The 17,792-nt window shown below is 58.8% G+C and carries 16 protein-coding genes; 12 read left to right on the forward strand and 4 right to left on the reverse strand.

The genetic code is table 11. The annotated features are described in order from the left end of the window. The 8 genes from ACH2EH_RS05110 to ACH2EH_RS05145 all read left to right on the forward strand — a co-directional run. Positions 1-532, forward strand: a 532-nt coding sequence (locus ACH2EH_RS05110; protein ID WP_395139566.1) for a hypothetical protein, incomplete at its 5' end; no start/stop codon positions are given. After that, the gene (tilS, locus tag ACH2EH_RS05115) at positions 507-1,310 is read left to right on the forward strand and encodes a tRNA lysidine(34) synthetase TilS (protein WP_395139568.1); all 804 of its coding nucleotides are present in this window, start codon (positions 507-509) and stop codon (positions 1,308-1,310) included. The genes ACH2EH_RS05110 and tilS (ACH2EH_RS05115), both read left to right, overlap by 26 nt. A gap of 36 nt (positions 1,311-1,346) precedes the next feature. Continuing rightward, positions 1,347-1,877 carry a tRNA lysidine(34) synthetase TilS gene (gene tilS / locus ACH2EH_RS05120; protein ID WP_395139570.1) on the forward strand — a complete coding sequence of 177 codons (531 nt, stop codon included), beginning with the start codon at positions 1,347-1,349 and terminating at the stop codon, positions 1,875-1,877. A 49-nt stretch (positions 1,878-1,926) separates the two neighbouring features. Beyond that, positions 1,927-2,268 carry a hypothetical protein gene (locus ACH2EH_RS05125; protein WP_395139572.1) on the forward strand — a complete coding sequence of 114 codons (342 nt, stop codon included), beginning with the start codon at positions 1,927-1,929 and terminating at the stop codon, positions 2,266-2,268. A 37-nt stretch (positions 2,269-2,305) separates the two neighbouring features. Next, positions 2,306-3,733: a DUF1501 domain-containing protein gene (locus ACH2EH_RS05130; RefSeq protein ID WP_395139574.1), complete on the forward strand. Its 1,428-nt coding sequence runs from the start codon at positions 2,306-2,308 to the stop codon at positions 3,731-3,733. 63 nt (positions 3,734-3,796) lie between these two features. Further along, a complete protein-coding gene (locus ACH2EH_RS05135) occupies positions 3,797-5,128 on the forward strand; it encodes a hypothetical protein (protein ID WP_395139576.1) in 1,332 nt (443 codons plus the stop codon). A gap of 70 nt (positions 5,129-5,198) precedes the next feature. Continuing rightward, positions 5,199-5,861, forward strand: coding sequence for a hypothetical protein (locus ACH2EH_RS05140; protein WP_395139577.1), 663 nt, complete (start codon positions 5,199-5,201; stop codon positions 5,859-5,861). A 65-nt stretch (positions 5,862-5,926) separates the two neighbouring features. Next, positions 5,927-7,978 carry a S9 family peptidase gene (locus ACH2EH_RS05145; protein WP_395139579.1) on the forward strand — a complete coding sequence of 684 codons (2,052 nt, stop codon included), beginning with the start codon at positions 5,927-5,929 and terminating at the stop codon, positions 7,976-7,978. Here the strand turns inward: ACH2EH_RS05145 and ACH2EH_RS05150 are convergent. Genes ACH2EH_RS05150 through ACH2EH_RS05160 form a run of 3 tightly spaced genes read right to left on the reverse strand, consistent with a single transcriptional unit; the run spans position 7,975 to position 10,682 of the window. Then, positions 7,975-9,360 (reverse strand): Sapep family Mn(2+)-dependent dipeptidase, encoded by a 1,386-nt coding sequence (locus ACH2EH_RS05150; protein ID WP_395139581.1) that lies wholly within the window; start codon positions 9,358-9,360, stop codon positions 7,975-7,977. The genes ACH2EH_RS05145 and ACH2EH_RS05150 overlap by 4 nt on opposite strands. Next, positions 9,357-9,902, reverse strand: coding sequence for a hypothetical protein (locus ACH2EH_RS05155; RefSeq protein WP_395139583.1), 546 nt, complete (start codon positions 9,900-9,902; stop codon positions 9,357-9,359). Before ACH2EH_RS05155 ends, ACH2EH_RS05150 begins: the two co-directional genes overlap by 4 nt. Positions 9,903-9,905: 3 nt before the next feature. After that, complete coding sequence (locus ACH2EH_RS05160) at positions 9,906-10,682, reverse strand: class II aldolase/adducin family protein (RefSeq protein WP_395139584.1); 777 nt, start codon at positions 10,680-10,682, stop codon at positions 9,906-9,908. 75 nt (positions 10,683-10,757) lie between these two features. On the opposite strand from ACH2EH_RS05160, the gene ACH2EH_RS05165 reads away from it, so the two are divergent. From ACH2EH_RS05165 to ACH2EH_RS05175, 3 genes are all read left to right on the forward strand, one after another. Next, positions 10,758-11,714: a hypothetical protein gene (locus ACH2EH_RS05165; RefSeq protein WP_395139586.1), complete on the forward strand. Its 957-nt coding sequence runs from the start codon at positions 10,758-10,760 to the stop codon at positions 11,712-11,714. Positions 11,715-11,734: 20 nt separating this feature from the next. Continuing rightward, positions 11,735-13,543: an oligoendopeptidase F gene (gene pepF, locus ACH2EH_RS05170; protein WP_395139588.1), complete on the forward strand. Its 1,809-nt coding sequence runs from the start codon at positions 11,735-11,737 to the stop codon at positions 13,541-13,543. Positions 13,544-13,730: 187 nt separating this feature from the next. After that, positions 13,731-16,631: a penicillin-binding transpeptidase domain-containing protein gene (locus ACH2EH_RS05175; RefSeq protein ID WP_395139590.1), complete on the forward strand. Its 2,901-nt coding sequence runs from the start codon at positions 13,731-13,733 to the stop codon at positions 16,629-16,631. A gap of 25 nt (positions 16,632-16,656) precedes the next feature. Here ACH2EH_RS05175 and ACH2EH_RS05180 read toward each other — a convergent pair whose 3' ends face one another. Further along, positions 16,657-17,142, reverse strand: coding sequence for a hypothetical protein (locus ACH2EH_RS05180; RefSeq protein WP_395139592.1), 486 nt, complete (start codon positions 17,140-17,142; stop codon positions 16,657-16,659). 124 nt (positions 17,143-17,266) lie between these two features. Between ACH2EH_RS05180 and ACH2EH_RS05185 the strand changes: the two genes are divergently transcribed. Further along, positions 17,267-17,792, forward strand: a 526-nt coding sequence (locus tag ACH2EH_RS05185) for an MFS transporter (protein ID WP_395139594.1), incomplete at its 3' end; no start/stop codon positions are given.

A 17,792-nucleotide genomic window follows, 5' to 3' on the forward strand; every position in this document is an offset into this window, starting at 1 on the left:
GCAGCCGGTAGGGCCATTGCCTACGTTGAAACTCACGAACTTGCGGCATGTAGAGAAAGCCTTACAGTTTGACTTGACCCTGGAAAACGCGGATCATGGCATGGTTCTGGCCAGTGTCCCAGGTGCTCCTCAACCCACGGGAGTGGCTCTGGGGGGTGCTGGCGCCAAGACTCGCCCGTTGGAAGTTCCTGTTGCCGAGGAGATGAAGGTCGCCAGCATCAAGCTTGCCTGGACAGGCGATGGTCAGCAGGGTGAGCAGTGGGTGATTGAGCCGCTGTTCCGCTTCGAGCCTCTTTCGGGACGTCTCTCGTTTGGGCTTGCAGAGATGCCGCTCACGCCGCAGGCACTCGAAGAGCTGGCACGGCGTTTCGGGCAAGGGATCATTCTGGTGGATGTACCGCGCTCGGAGCGTAAGGTTCAGTTCGATGCCCGCAACGAAACTCTGGAGGAGCTTCTCACGCGGCATTTAGGGCCTCTGGGAATGACTGTCACCCGCGCCGAGAACCGTGTCATCGTCTCCGCCAAGCGCTGAGCTTTCCCCGCTTGCCCGCTCCCTGGTCACTTTTGTCCGGGAGCAGGCTTTGCTGTCTCCAGGGGAGCGTCCTCTGGTGGCACTCTCAGGAGGCGCGGATTCCTGTGCCTTGCTGTTCTTGCTCTGTGAGGCTGCCGCCGCCGGTCTGCTTCCCCAGCCCGTAGGCGTGGCGCACTTTCACCACGGGATGCGGGGGCGCGATGCCGACTCAGACGCGGGGTTCTGCGCCGCTCTGGCTGCTCGCTGCGGCCTTCCCTGCCTGATTGAGCTGGGGGCACTTGCTCAGGCCAATGAAGCTGAGGCCCGCACGGCCCGCTATGCTTTTCTGCAAGAGACCGCTGTGGCGCTTGGCGCACAGGTAATTGCCACAGCCCACCACGCCGACGACCAAGCGGAAACCGTTTTAATGCGTGTTTTTCGTGGCACGAGTGTGGCCGGGCTGGGGGGAATTCCGGTGCGGCGCGAAAATCTTATCCGACCGCTGCTTTTTGCCCGCCGCAGCCAGATTGAGAGCTACTGTACCGAGCGCGGCATCACGCCACGCCACGATCCTACCAACGACGACCCACGCTATCCCCGGCGGCGCATCCGCACCCTCCTGCCAGAGCTTGCAGCGAGCTTTAATCCGCGTCTCACGGAAGCGCTTTGTCGTCTGTCAGAGCATGCCGCCGAGGATGCGGCGCTCTTGGATCAGCTCGCGGAGCAGGCACACGGAACGACCGATCTTCGGACACTGGCACGGCCAATCCGGCGGCGTGTGATTCTGCGCACGCTCTGAGAGATTAGCGAAAGCGATGAGGCACTCCGCGAAGAAGTGGCGACGGCGGCCTGGGTGATCCGTCTGGAGCGGCTTTTAGAAGGGGAAGAGACACTGCACCTACCGGGTGGCTGGGGTGTGTGGGCTCGTCAGGGGAATCTTGTCTTCTCGCCACGAACGCACGAACCACATCTCTCTGACTGGCGTCGGGAACTTCCCCTCCCTGGTGCCGTAGAAATTCCCGGCAACAGAACTCTGACGGCGACTCTTGGGCCGCCCTTACTTGCTGCCGAGCGCCGCCGTCGTTCGCTTCGTGTAGATTGTGGTACAATCCCCGAAATATTAACCGTGCGATATGTCCGCGACGGCGACCGGATCGCGCCGCTGGGAATGAACGGTAAGACGCGCCTCGTCCGTGACTTGCTGCGAGAGGCAGAGATTCCGGTCGAGAAGCGCGCCTTTCAGACAGTGGTTGAGGGGGAAGGTGAGATTCTTTGGGTGGTAGGAATTGCCCAGGCAGAGAGTACGCGTGTTACTGAGGGAGCCACGCAAGTGCTTTTGTTGGATGTGACGCAAACCACCAATTAAAATCGTTGGTTTGTGTCACAAGCTTAACGAGGTTGACAACACCATGAGTATGCAAGAACAACAACCCAAAGAGGTCGTACAGCCCTTCGGTATCACGCTGATCGCGGCACTTACGGCGATCATCCCTCTTGTCGTACTGCTGCGAGGGGAGGCCAAGAGCCTCAGTGTTCTGGCGGCGATCTTTGGGGTGACGGCGGGTGTCGGGCTTTTCTTCCAGAGAGCATGGGGGCGTTGGCTCACAATCGTTTACTATGCCGCCGCAGTCGTCCTCTTGCTGGTTCAAGGCGCACCCCTACTTTTCTCTGTGCTCTCCTGCATCCTGCCCGTAAGTATCCTTGTCTATCTTTTTCTTCCCGGGGTGGTTGCCTGTTTTACGACTAAGAAAAACTAAGTTGCAAACCGGGAGCGAGTTGCGCCATACTAGGAGCATGCAACGACGATTGGAAGAGCTGTTTATGTCCCGCCGCGACCTTTTGGGCCGTATGGGCGCGGGGTTTGCGGGCCTCGGGCTGGCGGGGGTGCTCGGTGGAGAGGCGCAGGCGGCAGACGGTGACAATCCGATGTTGCCCAAGAAGCCCCACTTCCCCGCTAAAGCCAAGCGTGTGATTTTCTTGTTTATGAACGGCGGCCCGAGTCAGGTAGACACCTGGGATCCCAAGCCCAAGCTCACGGAGTACCATGGCAAGGCGCTGCCTATCAATAACTACGGTACCGAGCGCAAGACCGGCGCGGGGCTGGGCTCGCCCTTCAAGTTCCAGAAATACGGTCAGAGCGGCATCGAGGTCAGTGAGCTTTTTTCAAAAACGGCAGCATTTGTGGACGAGATGTGTGTCATCAACTCCATGCACGCCGATGTGCCCAACCACGAGCCCTCGCTGCTTCTCATGAACTGTGGTGATGCCCGGCAGATTCGCCCGTCGTTTGGTTCGTGGACCTGCTACGGGCTGGGAACCATGAATCAGAACTTACCGGGCTACATTGCCATGTGTCCGGGCGGCTTTCCGATCCAGGAGACGCAGAACTGGCAGGCGGGGTTTCTGCCCGGCGTGCTCGCGGGAACCTACATTGATCCCAGCAAGCGCGAGGTGGAGCAGCTTGTTGAGCACATTCGGAGCCACTATGCCTCGGGTGCACAGCAGCGGGAGCAGCTTGATTTGATCCAGTCGCTCAATAAAAAACACCAGGCCGCTCGTGCCAAAGACGCGCAGCTTGAGTCGCGAATCCAGAGCCTAGAACTCGCCTACCGGATGCAGAGCGAGGCCACCGATGCGTTTGATATCAATTTAGAGTCTGAGAGCACCCGGGAGCGTTACGGCGACGGTAACTTCGCCCGGGGTTGCCTGATGGCGCGGCGGCTCGCGGAGCGCGGCGTGCGCTTCATTCAGCTCTACTCCGGCGCGGGCCAGCCGTGGGATCTTCACGATGACTTGGCCGATGGCATGCGACGGCTCTGTGGTGAGGCCGATAAGGCGATCTCCGCACTTCTCACAGATCTGAAGCAAAGCGGGATGCTCGACGAGACTCTGGTGATCTGGGGGGGCGAGTTTGGACGGACACCGGTGGTCGAGCTGCCCACCCCGGGAGCAAACGCGGGTAAGATGAACGGTCGCGACCATAACCACTGGGGCTTTACGTACTGGATGGCGGGGGGGGGAGTGAAAAAAGGGACGGTCTACGGAGCCACGGATGAGTTTGGCTTCAAGGCGGAGAAAGACCCCGTTCATATCCACGATTTTCACGCCACGGTACTGCACCTTTTGGGCTTTGACCACACGAAACTCACCTACCGTTTCGCGGGGCGCGACTTCCGCCTGACGGATGTGAAGGGCAATGTCGTCAAGGAACTGATTGGGTAAAAAATAATTGTCACAACTCTGCGCATACTTTCGTCTCTAATAGCATAAGAGGAGAATATCTCAATGAAAGCATTCCTAGCGACGGTACTTTTGATGGCGGCTCCGGCGGCATTTGCCCAGACTTTCGCGGCTACACCGCCGCTGGCGCAGTCTCGAACCGATGTCTTCGACTGGCGGGAGACCCCCCGCGGCCAGCAGATTGAGGTTGTCCGCGCTGTCTTTGACTCCAGTGGCTACTTGCTCACGGATGCTAATGGCCAGCTGATCTCCGTGCCGTTTTCCGGCAATCTCTACGCCATGCAGTTTGGTAAGACCAACGGCGCGATGTACTTTGTCAACGACGGTAACGGGGTTCCGACACTCTATCTTCCGGACGATGGTTATCTGGAGAACGCTGCGGTCTCTGGAGCGCGCTGGTTTCCGTTTCCCCAGCGCTACTTCTACACGCGCCCTGTCTATCTTGGCCTGGCCCCGAGCTGGAATGACTACTGCGGCATGGGCTGGTACCCGGGGATGTCGGTCTATGGTGGCTACTGGGGGAACTCGCCTTGGCGTTCTGGGATTGTCTACTCCCCGATGTCCTGTCTGAGCATTTCCTGGGGGACTAGGCTCTGGAACTCCTGGGATGATTACTGCGTCTTTGGGCAAGGCTTTAACAATGTGCGCCCTATCATCATCCGAGACACGCGCCCCCTCTATTTTGACCAGCGTGATCGTTTTGACCGGTCCCGTGGCAGCGGCAACGATAAAAGCTGGGATCGCGATCGCCCGACCTACCGTGAACCCTCACGACCTGGTTTTCAGGCCCCTGCTCGGCATAGCGAAGAGCGTGCTCAGGGTCAGGGTCAGGGTCAAGGAGGCGCAGATCGCTTCAACTACGGCACCCGCAGTGGCGACAACACTCGCTCCGAGGGGAGCAGCCGTGAGCGTGAGTTCCGGGGAACCCTGCCAGCGACACCTCGCTTTGGCAATAACCCCAACACCTCAGGAGGGAACCGTGATCGGGAGTTTACTCGCCCAACAAATCCCCCTGCGGTTCCGAACATGGCTCCGGTACGCCCGAGTGGGGGATACTCTGCTCCCAGCAACAGTCCCCGTGAGCGTGAGAGTGGCCGACCCAGCACCTCGCCGGGTTACACGGCTCCTAACATGACACCCGTCCGACCAGGAAACTCCTCAATGGGAAACCCGCCGTCCTCACGCGAGACGCGAGACGGGCGTGGATCTGGCCTAGGCCAGAGTTCTCCTCCAAGTCTTGGCCGACCTAATGACACTCGTCCCACAGGCCGCACGTTTGAGGCACCGCGCGAATCACGGGAGTCGCGTGGCTCGTCCTCCGGGTCGTCGCGCGAGAGCGGCTCCTCCAGCCGCGAGCGCGAGCGCGGTAAGCGGTAGTCACAAATAGCTAGGCCACCGTCGTGCTCGACGGTGGCCTATTTTGTTTCGAGGCGGGTACACTCGTTGAGTGACTGACAAATCTCCCGACGAAGAATCTCTTGAACTTGAACCTGAGTTCTCTTTTCCTCTGCCTGTGCTTGCTGACTTGCCTCAGCCACTCTACACGATCTGCTACGACTACGGCTCCCCATTTTCGTATGGCCCCATTGGGCAAGAGCTAGTCTGGACTTTTCCCTCACGTGAGCTCGCCGAAGCGGCGATCCCCGATGCACTGGAGCAAGAGCCCGACTCGGGAGTGTTGCACGCCGCAGAAGTAAGCCGCGAGGAGCTGGCCGACCGGTTTCCCGCCGCGCTGTTCTTCGATGCGCAAGAGAGTGTCTGGCTGCACCCTCTTCAAGATCCTCCCTCCGACGACACACCGCTCCCTGATGAACCCTACGCACTCTTTGTAGAAGGCGGCGGCATTGACCGCTATTTAGAAGAGCCGCGCGAAGGAAGCTGGGCCGTACACCGTGACGAAGAAGAGGAGCTGGACTACGTCTTGTTCTTCGAGGATCTCGACACGGCGGAGCAGATTCTGACGGACTTCATCGAGGCCACGGAGCAGCATGCCGAGGTGCGCCGTACCCGCGCCGACACGCTCACCGATGGCCAGGGGGTGCGCTACTACCACGCCAGCGGCCACATAGAAGATCTCCCCCGTCATGAGTACCTCCGCCGCTGCCGCTAACTCAGCCCGCTCCGCACCGGTCACGCAACATAACAACATAACGCGAAGCGGGTACAATAGCGACCATGCAGAACCCGACGCCCCCGGTGGCAACCATTATCCCGACAACCCACACGATCCATGGTGACACGCGCACCGACAACTACCGCTGGCTGCAAGACAAGACCAGCGCTGATGTAATTGCCTATCTCGATGCCGAGAACGCCTACACCAAGTCCGTGATGGAGCCAACCGAGGCTCTCCAGAAAACGCTCTACGACGAGATGCTCGGGCGCATTCAGGAGACCGATCTCTCGGTGCCCTATAAATACGGCGACTGGCTCTACTATGTCCGTACCGAGGAAGGCAAGCAGTACCCGATCTATTGTCGTACGAAAAGCACCGATGCGACTGAGGAGATCACGCTTGATGTGAACGCGCTGGCGGAGGGTGAGAAGTTCATGTCCGTCGGGGCGTATGCTATCTCCGATGACGGGAATCTGCTGGCCTACACGACCGACAACACGGGCTTTCGTGAGTACACGCTCCGAATCAAAAACTTAAAAACCGGTGAGCTTCTGCCCGATGTGATCGAGAAAGTGGACGGCGTGAGCTGGGCTGCGGACAATAAAACGCTGTTCTACACCGCGGAAGACGAGACCAAGCGACCCCACAAAATCTACCGCTACGCCATTGGCTCCCCCGTTATCGGGGGCGGGGGGGGCACTCTGATCTACGAAGAGCCCGATGCGCTCTACCGGGCATTTGCGTACCGTTCGCGCGACAAGCAGTTTTTATTTGTGGGCTCCGTATCGTCCACCACGACAGAGTTCCACTATCTCGAAAGAGATAACCCGGCAGGTGAGCTAACAATGATCTTGCCCCGCGAAGAGAACCACGAGTACTATGTTGAGCACCGCGAGGGCTTGTTCTACTTGCGCACCAACAGAGACGCCCCGACATTTAAGCTCATCGCGACGCCCGTGAGTGCGCCAGAGCCGCTGCACTGGAGCGAGGTTCTGCCGTATCGCCCCACAGTCGGGCTGGAAGACTTTGATCTGTTTACCGGGCATCTCGTGACCACGGAGCAGGCCGACGGTTTGCCACAACTACGCGTCTTGGAGTTCTCCACCGGTGACGAGCACACGGTCACTTTCCCAGAACCTACCTACACCGTCTCTGGCGACACGAACCGCGAGTACGACACGGCGACCTTCCGTTTTCGTTACTCCTCGCTGGTGACTCCACCATCGGTATTTGACTATGAGCTCAGTACCCGTGAGCGGACACTTCTGAAAGAGACTCCTGTGCTAGCCGGCTGGGATCGCTTGATGTATGTCACGGAGCGTGTCTTTGCCACGGCGGCTGATGGTACGAAAGTTCCGATCTCGCTCGTTCGCCACAAAGACACGGCCCTCAACGGGAGTGCCTCCGGGGTGCTCTACGGCTACGGCTCCTACGGGATTAGTATGCCCGCTGTGTTCCGCTCTAGTATCTTCTCACTACTCGACCGTGGGATGGTCTATGCCATTGCGCACATACGCGGCGGCGGTGAGTACGGCAAGCCCTGGCACGATGCGGCCAAGCTCATGGTGAAGATAAACACCTTCACAGACTTTATCACCTGTGCTGATTTTCTCGTGGAGCAGGGCCGTGTGGATCGCGAAAAACTTGCCATCATGGGGGGGAGCGCGGGCGGCTTGCTGATGGGCGCGGTCGTGAATATGCGCCCGGATGTGGCAAGGGCCTGCCTGAGCTATGTCCCGTTTGTGGATGTGATCAACACCATGCTCGACGATACTCTACCACTGACGGTTGGGGAGTACCTTGAGTGGGGAAACCCGAACGATCCCGCAGCGTACGCCTACATGATGTCCTATAGCCCCTACGATCAGCTCGACGCCAAGCCCTATCCAACCATGCTGATTAAGACCAGCCTCAACGACTCCCAGGTGATGTACTGGGAGCCCGCTAAGTACGTCGCAAAGCTGCGGACTCTCAAGACCGACAGCAACCCGTTTCTGCTGCACTGCAACATGGATGCGGGCCATGGCGGTGCTAGTGGCCGCTACGATGCCCTTCACGAAGCTGCCTTCGACTATGCCTTTCTGATCACCCAGCTCGGGGGTAAGCCCTAACGCGAGACATTGGCGAGCTGATAGAGCGCGTCGGCGTAGACATTGGCACAAAACAGTAGGCGCTCGATTGAGAACTTCTCATCGGGGCGGTGCGCCACATCAGGATCGCCTTTCATTCCCGCTCCAAAGGCGACTCCGTTAGGCGACACTGTGGTGGCGTAAGTGCGCCCCCCCATGGTGTGGGGCTTTGTCATGTCTCCGGTGTGTCCACGGTAGACCTTGAGAAGGGTCTTGACCGGCTCTGCATCCTGAGGGACATAGAGTGGCGGCGTGTGGTGCAGCTCCGCGATTGTCCAGCCGGTGTCGGTGAGCGATGCTTGGGCGCGTGTCAGTACGGAGTCGTCCCAGGTGGCAGGGTAGCGCACATTGAAGGTCATGGAGAGCGTGCCATCGAGCACGCTCACAATTCCGACATTGCAGGTCAGCGGCCCCGTGATCTCATCTTTACCCGCAATCCCAATGCCGGAGCCGTCGGTGGCGCAGCGCTCCACAAGCTCGGAGAGCCACGGCTCAGCAAAGAGATCAAACAGCGCCTCGGCGAGCTTCTTGGCCGCATTGATGCCCTTCTGCGGCGATGCTCCGTGGCTCGCCTTGCCCTTCGCCCAGATTCGCAGCGCCTTGTCGCCTTCGTCCGTGACCTTAAATGTCTGCTTTCGCTTGAGAGTTTTGGCGATATAGCCCAGCCGGTCCGCCGAGCCGATCAGCACCACTTCGGCCTCATCGGGCACCATATTGGGCCGCAGGCCAGAGCTAAAGACAGCCACCAGGGAGTCCCCAATGGGCCGGGTTGCCGTGAGCGTGAAGCTCCCCTTTTCGGCGTAGTAGAGAGGAAAACCCGCATCGGGAGTAAAGGCGAGATCGGGCTTGGCCTGCTTGGCCACATCGAAGTAGTGCCGCATGCACTCCCAGCCCGATTCCTCATCACAGCCGAAAATCAGCCGGATCTTACGGGTGAGCGGCAAGCCGGAATCTAAAACCGCCTTGGCACCAAACAGCGCCGCGAACGTCGGCCCTTTGTCGTCTGAGGCGCCCCGGGCATAGACCCAGTCGCCGTCAATTTCTGCACCCCAAGGCTCACGAGTCCATCCAGATCCCAGCGGGACGACATCTAGGTGCCCGAGCATGGCGACCATCTCCGGGGCATCTTCTGGCCCGAACTCGGCATGGCCCGCATAGCCCCCGAAGTTCTCCGTCCGCATCCCCAGCGAGGCACACAGCGCCAGAGTGTGCTCCAGAGCATCGGCACAGGGTTTTCCAAACGGAGCACCCGGCCCGATACTCTCGGGCTCATTGACACTGGGAATTCGCAGCACGGCCTGCGTCTCCGCAATTATTTGGTCTTTGTGGGCATCTACCCAACCACTAAAAAGCGAGAGGGTCATTTTCCTGTCATCTCTTTTTTGAATTTTTCGACATCCAGAATAAAATCATGAAGGCAGGGTACGAAATCATCGTCCTCAATCGAGCCAATCTTGATGATTTCTTTTTTAATACGATGAATGGTCCAGCGTTTTCCATTAGGAATCCGATCAAGGAAGTTATTCATGTTGATCCCTTTACTTCCTGAGATTTTTCCTGTGTGGACAAGATGTACTTTTCCGGTGACTAAATCTTTGGCAAACGCTCCGCCGATCGCCCAGGATCCTCCCTCTTTGAAGAGATTTGTCTCGATGGTGATCGAGTGGGTCTGTCCGACAAGGGCTTCGCCGGTTCCGAAAGTACAGAATATTTTGTCTGGATTTACCACACTGTCAAGACGGCTCCAAAAATTGAGCTGAGGGTGCCAGTAGGCGGTGACAGTTTCATTACCTCCCTGGTAGCCGATCGTGATATCACGTGCGACGCTTTGTTGGATGATTGTCGAGGACATTTTTTCAAATGCATTCGCGATGTCTTCTGCTTCTGTTAGTTTTACTAAGCGCATAATTTACCTTTTATTTTCTAGCATCTTCTGGCGGAAGTGCTCATCGGGCCGGGTGTGGATACGTGCAACATTTTCTGGGGTAAGAAAGCGTGGCCCCCCCAGAGCGTACACGCCGATCAGGGCGCGGGCAACTTTCACGGACATCGCGGTGATTCGCTCCACCTCATCGGCATCTTTCCCGAGGGCGAACAGACCATGATTTCGGAGCAAGAGCACTTTGGGAGGTGCGCCCCAGTCTTTCTTGTAGGCCGCGATTGCCTCGCGGCAGGCTTTTGCGAGTGGGGGGCCGGGGTCCACGTACGGCACGAAGCACACCGCAGGGCCACACACCACGACTTCATCGGGGAAGATACGTCCGGCGATTGCTTCTTCCGCCTTCTCAGAGCAAAGAATCGAGAGCCACGGCGTTGGATGCGTGTGCCCGACGACGTTTGCCCCGCCATCAGTGAGGCAGACTGCATGGAGAGCCGCCTCCACGCTCGGGTGTAGTGGGTCGTCTGGATTGACACGTGCGCCGCGCAGGAGGTCTTTGATCTCGTTGTCGGTCAGTGTCGCCTGGTCGAGAATTGCCAGAGAGCGAGCCGTGTCCATCAAGACGAACTGATCCTGCCGCATTGTCCCCATCATGCAGCCCGATGCTTTCAGCCAGAAGGTTTTTCGGTCGCTGACGGCAGCGGAGACATTTCCTTCGGCCAGGATCGAGAAGTCATGGGGCGGGGAGCCCAGCCAGTGAGCAAGACGGTGGAGGCGTTCTAAAACGGTTGTTGTGTTGTTATCCATACTTCTCTATTGTACGCCATGGAATGTTGTACAATAGCCCCCAATAGGTTTTGTAAGTAATAAAGGAAGAATGCGATGGAAGTAATTGCCTGGGGGACACGAGGATCGCTTCCTGTGGCAAACTCCGGAATGGTGCAGACGGGAGGGAATACGACCTGCTATGAGGTACGCTCCGCGTGTCTGCCACCGGGTGTCCACGTGGTGGTTGATGGGGGCACGGGGTTTCTTCCCTTTGCCACTGAAGCGCTTCGCTTGGAAATGGCGGAGCTGCATTTGTTCCACACGCACTACCACCACGATCACACTCAGGGAGTTCTCATTGCACCTCCGATCTTTATGCCGCACCTAGGGATGCATATCTACGGGACGAAAGACCGCAGCTTTGGCCCCAAGCAGGTCTACGAGCGGATCATGGAGCCGCCTTTTCACCCGGTCTCGTTTGGCGCGATCTCACAGCACATCTGCTTTCACGCTATTGAGATTCCTCCTACCCGGGTGATTCTTATCCATCCCCTCGGAGGGCAGCATATCCTGGAGAAAGAGCGCTACCTCCATTGGCAGGCCGCGAAGAAGCCGATTCCTTTTGGGCACGGACATGCCTACCCACTCGATGAGTGCCTGGTAATTTTGATGCACTGGACGGAGCATCCCGAGCGCACCATTACGTACCGATTTGAAGAGAGACCCACGGGGCGTGTTTTTGTATTGCTCACCGATGAGGAGGTGCGTGCGGGAATCCCCACAAGCCTTATCGAGTTTCTGACGGGAGCAAGTCTGCTGATTCAAGATGTCCAGTACTCCCAAGAGGAGTATGAAAGTGGCGGGAAGGCCGGTTTTGGCCATGGAACCCCTGAGTACGCGGTGCGCCTTGCCCGTGCCACTGGGATTGAGCGTATCGGTTTTACCCACCACGATCCACACTCTGCGGATGGTCGCATTAGCGCCCTTGTTACAGAAGGGCAAGCGCTGCTGAAGACAGGGGAGGGCCTAGAACTCTTTGCCTGTAAGGACTACGACCGCTACCAGATCTAAATTCTCAGGTACACTTGGCCATGAGCCATTCACTACCTACTCGTGCTGAAGTTACGCGTGAGAGTACCTGGGATTTAGAGAGTATCTTCGCGACGCCTGAGCGCTGGGAAGCCGCACTCGCTGCCGCCGATGGCGCGATTCCCTCCCTTGCTGCGTTCGCGGGGCGTCTGAGCGACCCGGAGACTCTCGCGGATTATTTTACTGCAGCCGAAAAGCTTCAAGTGCAGGTCAGCCATATCGGAGTTTATGCCCACCTAGGATTCGCGACCGATACCTCCAACACTGATGCCGCCGCACGCACCGATCGGGCGATGGGGCTTGGAACACGTCTTGGAGCCGCGACTGCCTTTGCGGAGCCGGAGCTGCTTGCCCTTGGAGCTGCGACCCTGACCCAGTGGGCACAAGAAGCCGCGGCGTACCCAAGGCTCGCTGCCTACGCGCACTACTTTGAGCGCCTGAGCCGCCGGGCACCCTACATTCGCTCGGGTGAGGTCGAGCAGGTTCTAACCATGGCGGGCGATGCCTTTCGGAGTGCGGCGCGTGTCCATGGGATTCTCTGTGATGCGGACCTGACCTTTGCACCCGCTGAAGGTGGCCATGAGATCGGGCAGAGCACCATCGGGAGCCTGCTGACAGACACTGACCGAGCCGTGCGGGAGTCCGCGTGGAAGGGCTATGCCGATTCGCATCTGGCGCACAAAAATAGCCTGGCGCAGTGCCTCGCCACGGGAGTCAAGCAAAACGTTTTTACGGCACGTGTCCGAGGCTACGAATCCGCGCTGCATGCGTCGCTCACGCCGAATTTTATTCCCGTGAGTGTTTTTGACAATCTAATCGCGACTTTCCAGAGGCATCTCCCGACATGGCACCGCTACTGGGGCCTGCGCAAGCGGGTGCTGGGGCTGGAAAAACTCGCCCCCTGGGACATCAAAGCGCCCCTGACCCAGAGCAAGACCGAAGTGCCTTATGTGCAGTCCGTCCAGTGGATCGCGGAGGGAATGGCACCGCTGGGCGAGGAGTACGTGGCCGCGATGGTCAAAGGCGCGACCGAGGAGCACTGGGTGGACTGGGCCGTGAACCGAGGAAAGCGCATGGGAGCGTTCTCATCAGGAACCGTCGGGACACATCCCTACATCATGATGAGCTACAACAATGATGTCTTCTCGCTCTCCACCCTTGCGCATGAACTTGGACACTCGATGCACAGCTACTACAGCCGCAAGTCGCAGCCTATGCACTATGCGGGCTACGGGCTCTTTGTCGCCGAGGTCGCGAGTAACTTCAATCAGGCACTTACCCGGGCCTATCTTTTGGAGAAATTTGCCGATAACAAAGAGCTTCTGATTGGTGTTATTGAGGAGGCAATGAGTAATTTTCACCGCTATTTCCTTGTGATGCCCACGCTCGCCCGCTTTGAGAAAGAGATTCATGAGCGGGTCTGGAGTGGTCAAGCGCTCACGGCCAAGTCTCTCACGGAGCGCATGGCCGAGCTCTTCGCCGAGGCATTTGGCCCCGATGTCGCACTCGAAGGCGAGGACTGGCAGCGCGTGGGGAGCACCTGGATGCAGTTTTCGACCCACCTGTACTCGAATTTCTATGTGTACCAGTACGCCACGGGAATCTCTGGTGCCCACGCTCTCGCTGAGCGCGTGCTGCGCGAAGGCCAGCCCGCCGCCGAAGCCTACCTGGGGTTCTTAAAAGCGGGTGGCTCGCTCTACCCACTAGACGCACTAAAAAACGCGGGCGTAGATCTATCCTCCCCCGATCCCGTCGAGGCCGCTTTCGCCACGATGGCGGGGTATGTTGACCGTCTTGAGGGGCTGGTTTGATCGCTCTCGTAAATCTCGCCTCGATGAAGGTCGCCCCCATGAACGGGGGCGTCTTATTGTCCTCGTTCCTTGGACACAAAGGCTGCAAGCAGCCATCCGAATCTCTATGGGCGGGACGCCGTTCGTGTCGCGTAGCGACAAAAAGACGCCCCCGTTCATGGGGGCGACCTTCATCGAGGCGAGTTAAGTGAAGCCGCGCCGTCTGCGGCTGATTGAGGCGCTCCTACTCTTTTGCACGGCACTAGTGCTGCTCTTTGGGACGCTCCTCGTCTCAGTTGCAAAAACACCTGCGACAGCGCCTTTGTTGCTCAATGCAGCGACGGCTCCGGAGCTAGCGAAGGCACTGGGCGGCGATGCCGCGCTTGCACAAAAAATTATTGCGGATCGCACCAAAAACGGTGCCTACTCGGATGTAGATGCTCTGATGCGGCGTAAAGTGCTCACGTCGGCGCAGCAGCGTGCCTTCGAGCCGGAGCTTGCCATCCGAACCTGGGGAACCGCGAGCGCGTCGCTCTGGTTCTCCGCGCTCGGGCTTCTCGTGATGTTTGCTGGGCTGCACTTTCACCTGCGCCGTGTCTGGCCCAGCGCCGATCCGTATCTGCTACCCTGTGCGACCTTGCTCTCTGTACTCGGTGTGCTCTTGCTCTTTGGCCTGAAAGACCCTATTCGGGATCGGCTCGCGTTCTTTGCCCAGGTACAAGGCATCTGGCTGGGGGGGCTGGCTGTTTTTCTGCTCACCGTCAAACGCTTCTGGAGCCTGCCACTGCACCGCTACGGCTATGTCTATGCGCTCACGTCTGTGCTGCTGATCGTACTGCTGGGCGTCTTTGGGGGGGGGCAGGGCGGCGTGAAGCTCAATTTGTTTGGCTTCCAGCCCGTTGAATTGATCAAAGTTCTGCTCGCTTTCTTTCTGGCAAGCTATCTTGCCGACCGAGGTAGGGCGCTGGCAGACAACTCCGCACAGGCGCGGCGTGCGGATCTCTATCCCTTGCTCGCGATGTACGCTCTGCCGCTCGCACTCTTTGCCTTGCTGAAAGATCTGGGGCCGGTGCTGGTGCTCTTCGGGACGTTTGTGGCGCTGCTCTATATCGTCACAAGCCGTAGCGCCTTTGTCTGGCTGGGGCTGGTGGCACTTGGGCTGGGCGGCTGGATCGGGTATGTTGGGCGCTTTGGGGTCTTTCGAACCCGTGTCGAGATGTGGTTGCATCCCTGGGACAATGGCTCAATAGGGGGAGATCAGCTCGCGCACGGGCTCTGGGGAATGGCTACGGGTGGTGCGGGCGGTGCGGGGCTCGGGCTTGGTGGGACGGCGTTTATACCCCGTGGTGGCTCGGATCTGGCGTTTTCTGCGATGGCAGAGGACATGGGGCTCTTTGGGCCCCTCGCCGTTTTGCTCTGTCTTTTGGTGATTTTCTGGCGGGGCCTCGCCATGGTTCCCAGGGCCCGCTCTGAGTTCGAGCGCTATCTGGCCGCCGCACTCACAACACTGATTGCCTTGCAGGGACTTGTGATTACAGCAGGCTGTCTGGGGCTGCTCCCACTGACGGGAATCTCGCTGCCGCTGGTGGCCTACGGGAAATCATCGGTGGTGATGATCTGGGTGAGTATTGGGCTCTTGCTAGGGATCTCGCAGAAGGCGCAGCACGATCCGGAGCTCGTGCCGCCTTTTGTCCACAAAGGCCTGAGCCGCCTGATGCTCGCCCTGACGTTGCCACTACTGTTATGCATGATCACGGCGCTTGCAGCGCAGACCGTTCTCGCCAATCGTAATGCGCTCCTGCTGGTTCGTACCCCCGATGCGGATAAAGTGATTCGTACGCACCGGAACCCGCGCTTGCTCGCTATCGCGAAACAGATCCCTCGGGGACGCTTGCTGGATCGCAATGGCAAGCCGCTCGCACAGACAATAAATGGCAAGCGGCTTTATCCTCTGGGCCAGGCGGGTGCCCATCTAGTTGGTGTGCTCTCTCCCGCGCTAGGTGGGCCAACGGGCTTCGAGGACTCACTCTCCGCGCCGCTTCAGGGCATGGAAAACTGGAGTCAGGCGCTGGCGCTCTGGCGGGGGAAAGACCTTCCTGGCTTCTCGCTGCCGCAGGGAAAAGATGTTAAATTAACACTGGACAGTGCGCTTCAGCAAGCCGCACTCAAGGCGATTGTGAAGGCGGCGGCTCGCCTGAAAGATAAGACAACCGGAAAACCCAAGCGCGCCGGAGCCGCCGTGGTGATTGATATCGCCACGGGAGGCATTCTCGCCGCCGTAACGGCCCCGACCTACGACCCAACCAAGCCTGTGACGGACACAGCGGGCTCTCCTCAGGTCAATCGGGCGACAAATGGCCTCTATCCGCCCGGCTCGGCGTTTAAGCCCGTGACGGCTGCGGCGCTGCTGAAAGCCGGGCAAGGCGACACCAAGCTCTCGGGCGGAACGGGCCCACGTGAAAAAATAGCCTGGAAAATTGGTAGCCGTAGCTACGCGCGTAGTGTCACCAACGACGACGGCGAGGCGCTGGGCGGCAAGCTCAGCTTGACGGAAGCGCTGGTGCACTCCTCCAATATCTTCTTCGCCCATGCGGGAGTTGCCGTCGGGGCGGAGGCGCTCCAGAGCATGACCGGACAGTTCGGCCTCACACACGGCCCCGTGACTGCCAAGTGGGAAGCGGAGCTCGCGGACATTGCCTATGGTCAGGGAAGCCTGCTCACCACGCCACTGGAGCTGGCCGGAGTGGTTCAGACAATCGCAAGTGGTGGGGTGCGCCGCCGCCCGCACTATGTACTCACCGACAAAACCGAGATTCTGGCAACCCCAATCACACCAGAGCAAGCCGCCGTGATCGCCAAGGCGCTGGGAGAAGTCACGAAGCGTGGTACGGCGCAAGGCATCTTTAGCGCCCTCCCGGTCTCGGTGGCGGGCAAGACCGGCACCGCTCAGACCGGCAACGGCGACAAGCTAAGCCACGCGTGGTTTATCGGCTTCGCTCCCGCTAAGAACCCTAAAATCGCCTTTGCCGTGCTCATCGAGAATGGCGGCTACGGAGCAAAATCCGCTGGCCCTGCGGCGCGTGAGATTCTCCAGGTATGGAGTAAGTGAGCGCGTTGACAACGCCAGAGCCGGGTTAGAGCCTCGCCGTCGTGATCTCGGCACGCTCCGCCACTTTCTCGACAGACCGTGCAAGGCTCTGAGGCATGGTCTCTTCAAGCTGAGGCGTCGAACGAATGCGACGGCATAGAACGCGGCACTGTGTTAGGTAGGCCTGTGCCATGTCGACCTCACCCTTGGCCCCGGCCTCCTGGGCTGCCCGCGCTAAGTTCAGGCTGAGCATCATTATCTGGGTTCCTGGGGTCAGCTCGCTGCTCAGAGCGGTGGTCTGTGTGAGAGTGAGGGGAATGCTCTCTTGACGATGGAGAAGCTCCAGTGCTTCCGGGCCACGATCCTGGTGCAGAAGTGTGAGAGCGGTGCTGAACAGAAGGTACTGTAGTTCCGACTCCGTCTTTAGGTGGGGAGACCGCAGGCGCTGGCGGGCTACCTGGGCTCCGCCAAGAAGCAACAGTGTTGCCAGGGCGCTGCCGAACAAGAGACGCGATTGCAGGATTTGGGGCATGGGTTCTCCTCCGTGTTGACCGTCAGTAATTGAATTTTTTATTGGCATCTCTGTCAACAAAATAGAGAGTGCAAAATTTCTGTTACAATGCGACCTAACGAACTCAAACAGAAAGTAATGATCTATGTCAGATAAGCTACGCCTCAGGTTGCTCCTGAGTGTCATGATGTTTTGCCTTTATGCTGTGTGGGGAGCCTGGACTCCCATCATGGCAGCAACCCTCGGAGATCGCCTGGGAGCGACCGGCGTGCAGATCGGAGCAGCCTACGGGGTATTATGGCTTGCCTGTATCATCTCGCCCTTTATTGGCGGACAGCTTGTGGACCGCTTCATGCCCTCGCAGATCTTTCTGGGGATCTCCTCGGCGGTCTGTTCCGGGGCGGCCTGGATGATGTCACAGCAGCAAAGCTACGGTAGCTTCATGCTCTGGATGTGGGTATGGGCACTCTTTTTTGCCCCGACCCTGGGAATTACCAACTCCATTGCAATGTCCCACCTGGGCAAGGAGGTAGATAGGGAAGGCGACAACACACGGGAACGCTTTGCGGGAATCAGCAAGAACTTCACTATTGGCTGGGCAGTGGTCGCTATCGGCAGTATTGTCGGACTTTTTGCGACGAACAACTTCAGCTTCGAGGGAGTTCCGACCC

The sequence above is a fragment of the Armatimonas sp. genome, assembly GCF_043760365.1.
Taxonomy (GTDB): Bacteria; Armatimonadota; Armatimonadia; order Armatimonadales; family Armatimonadaceae; genus Armatimonas.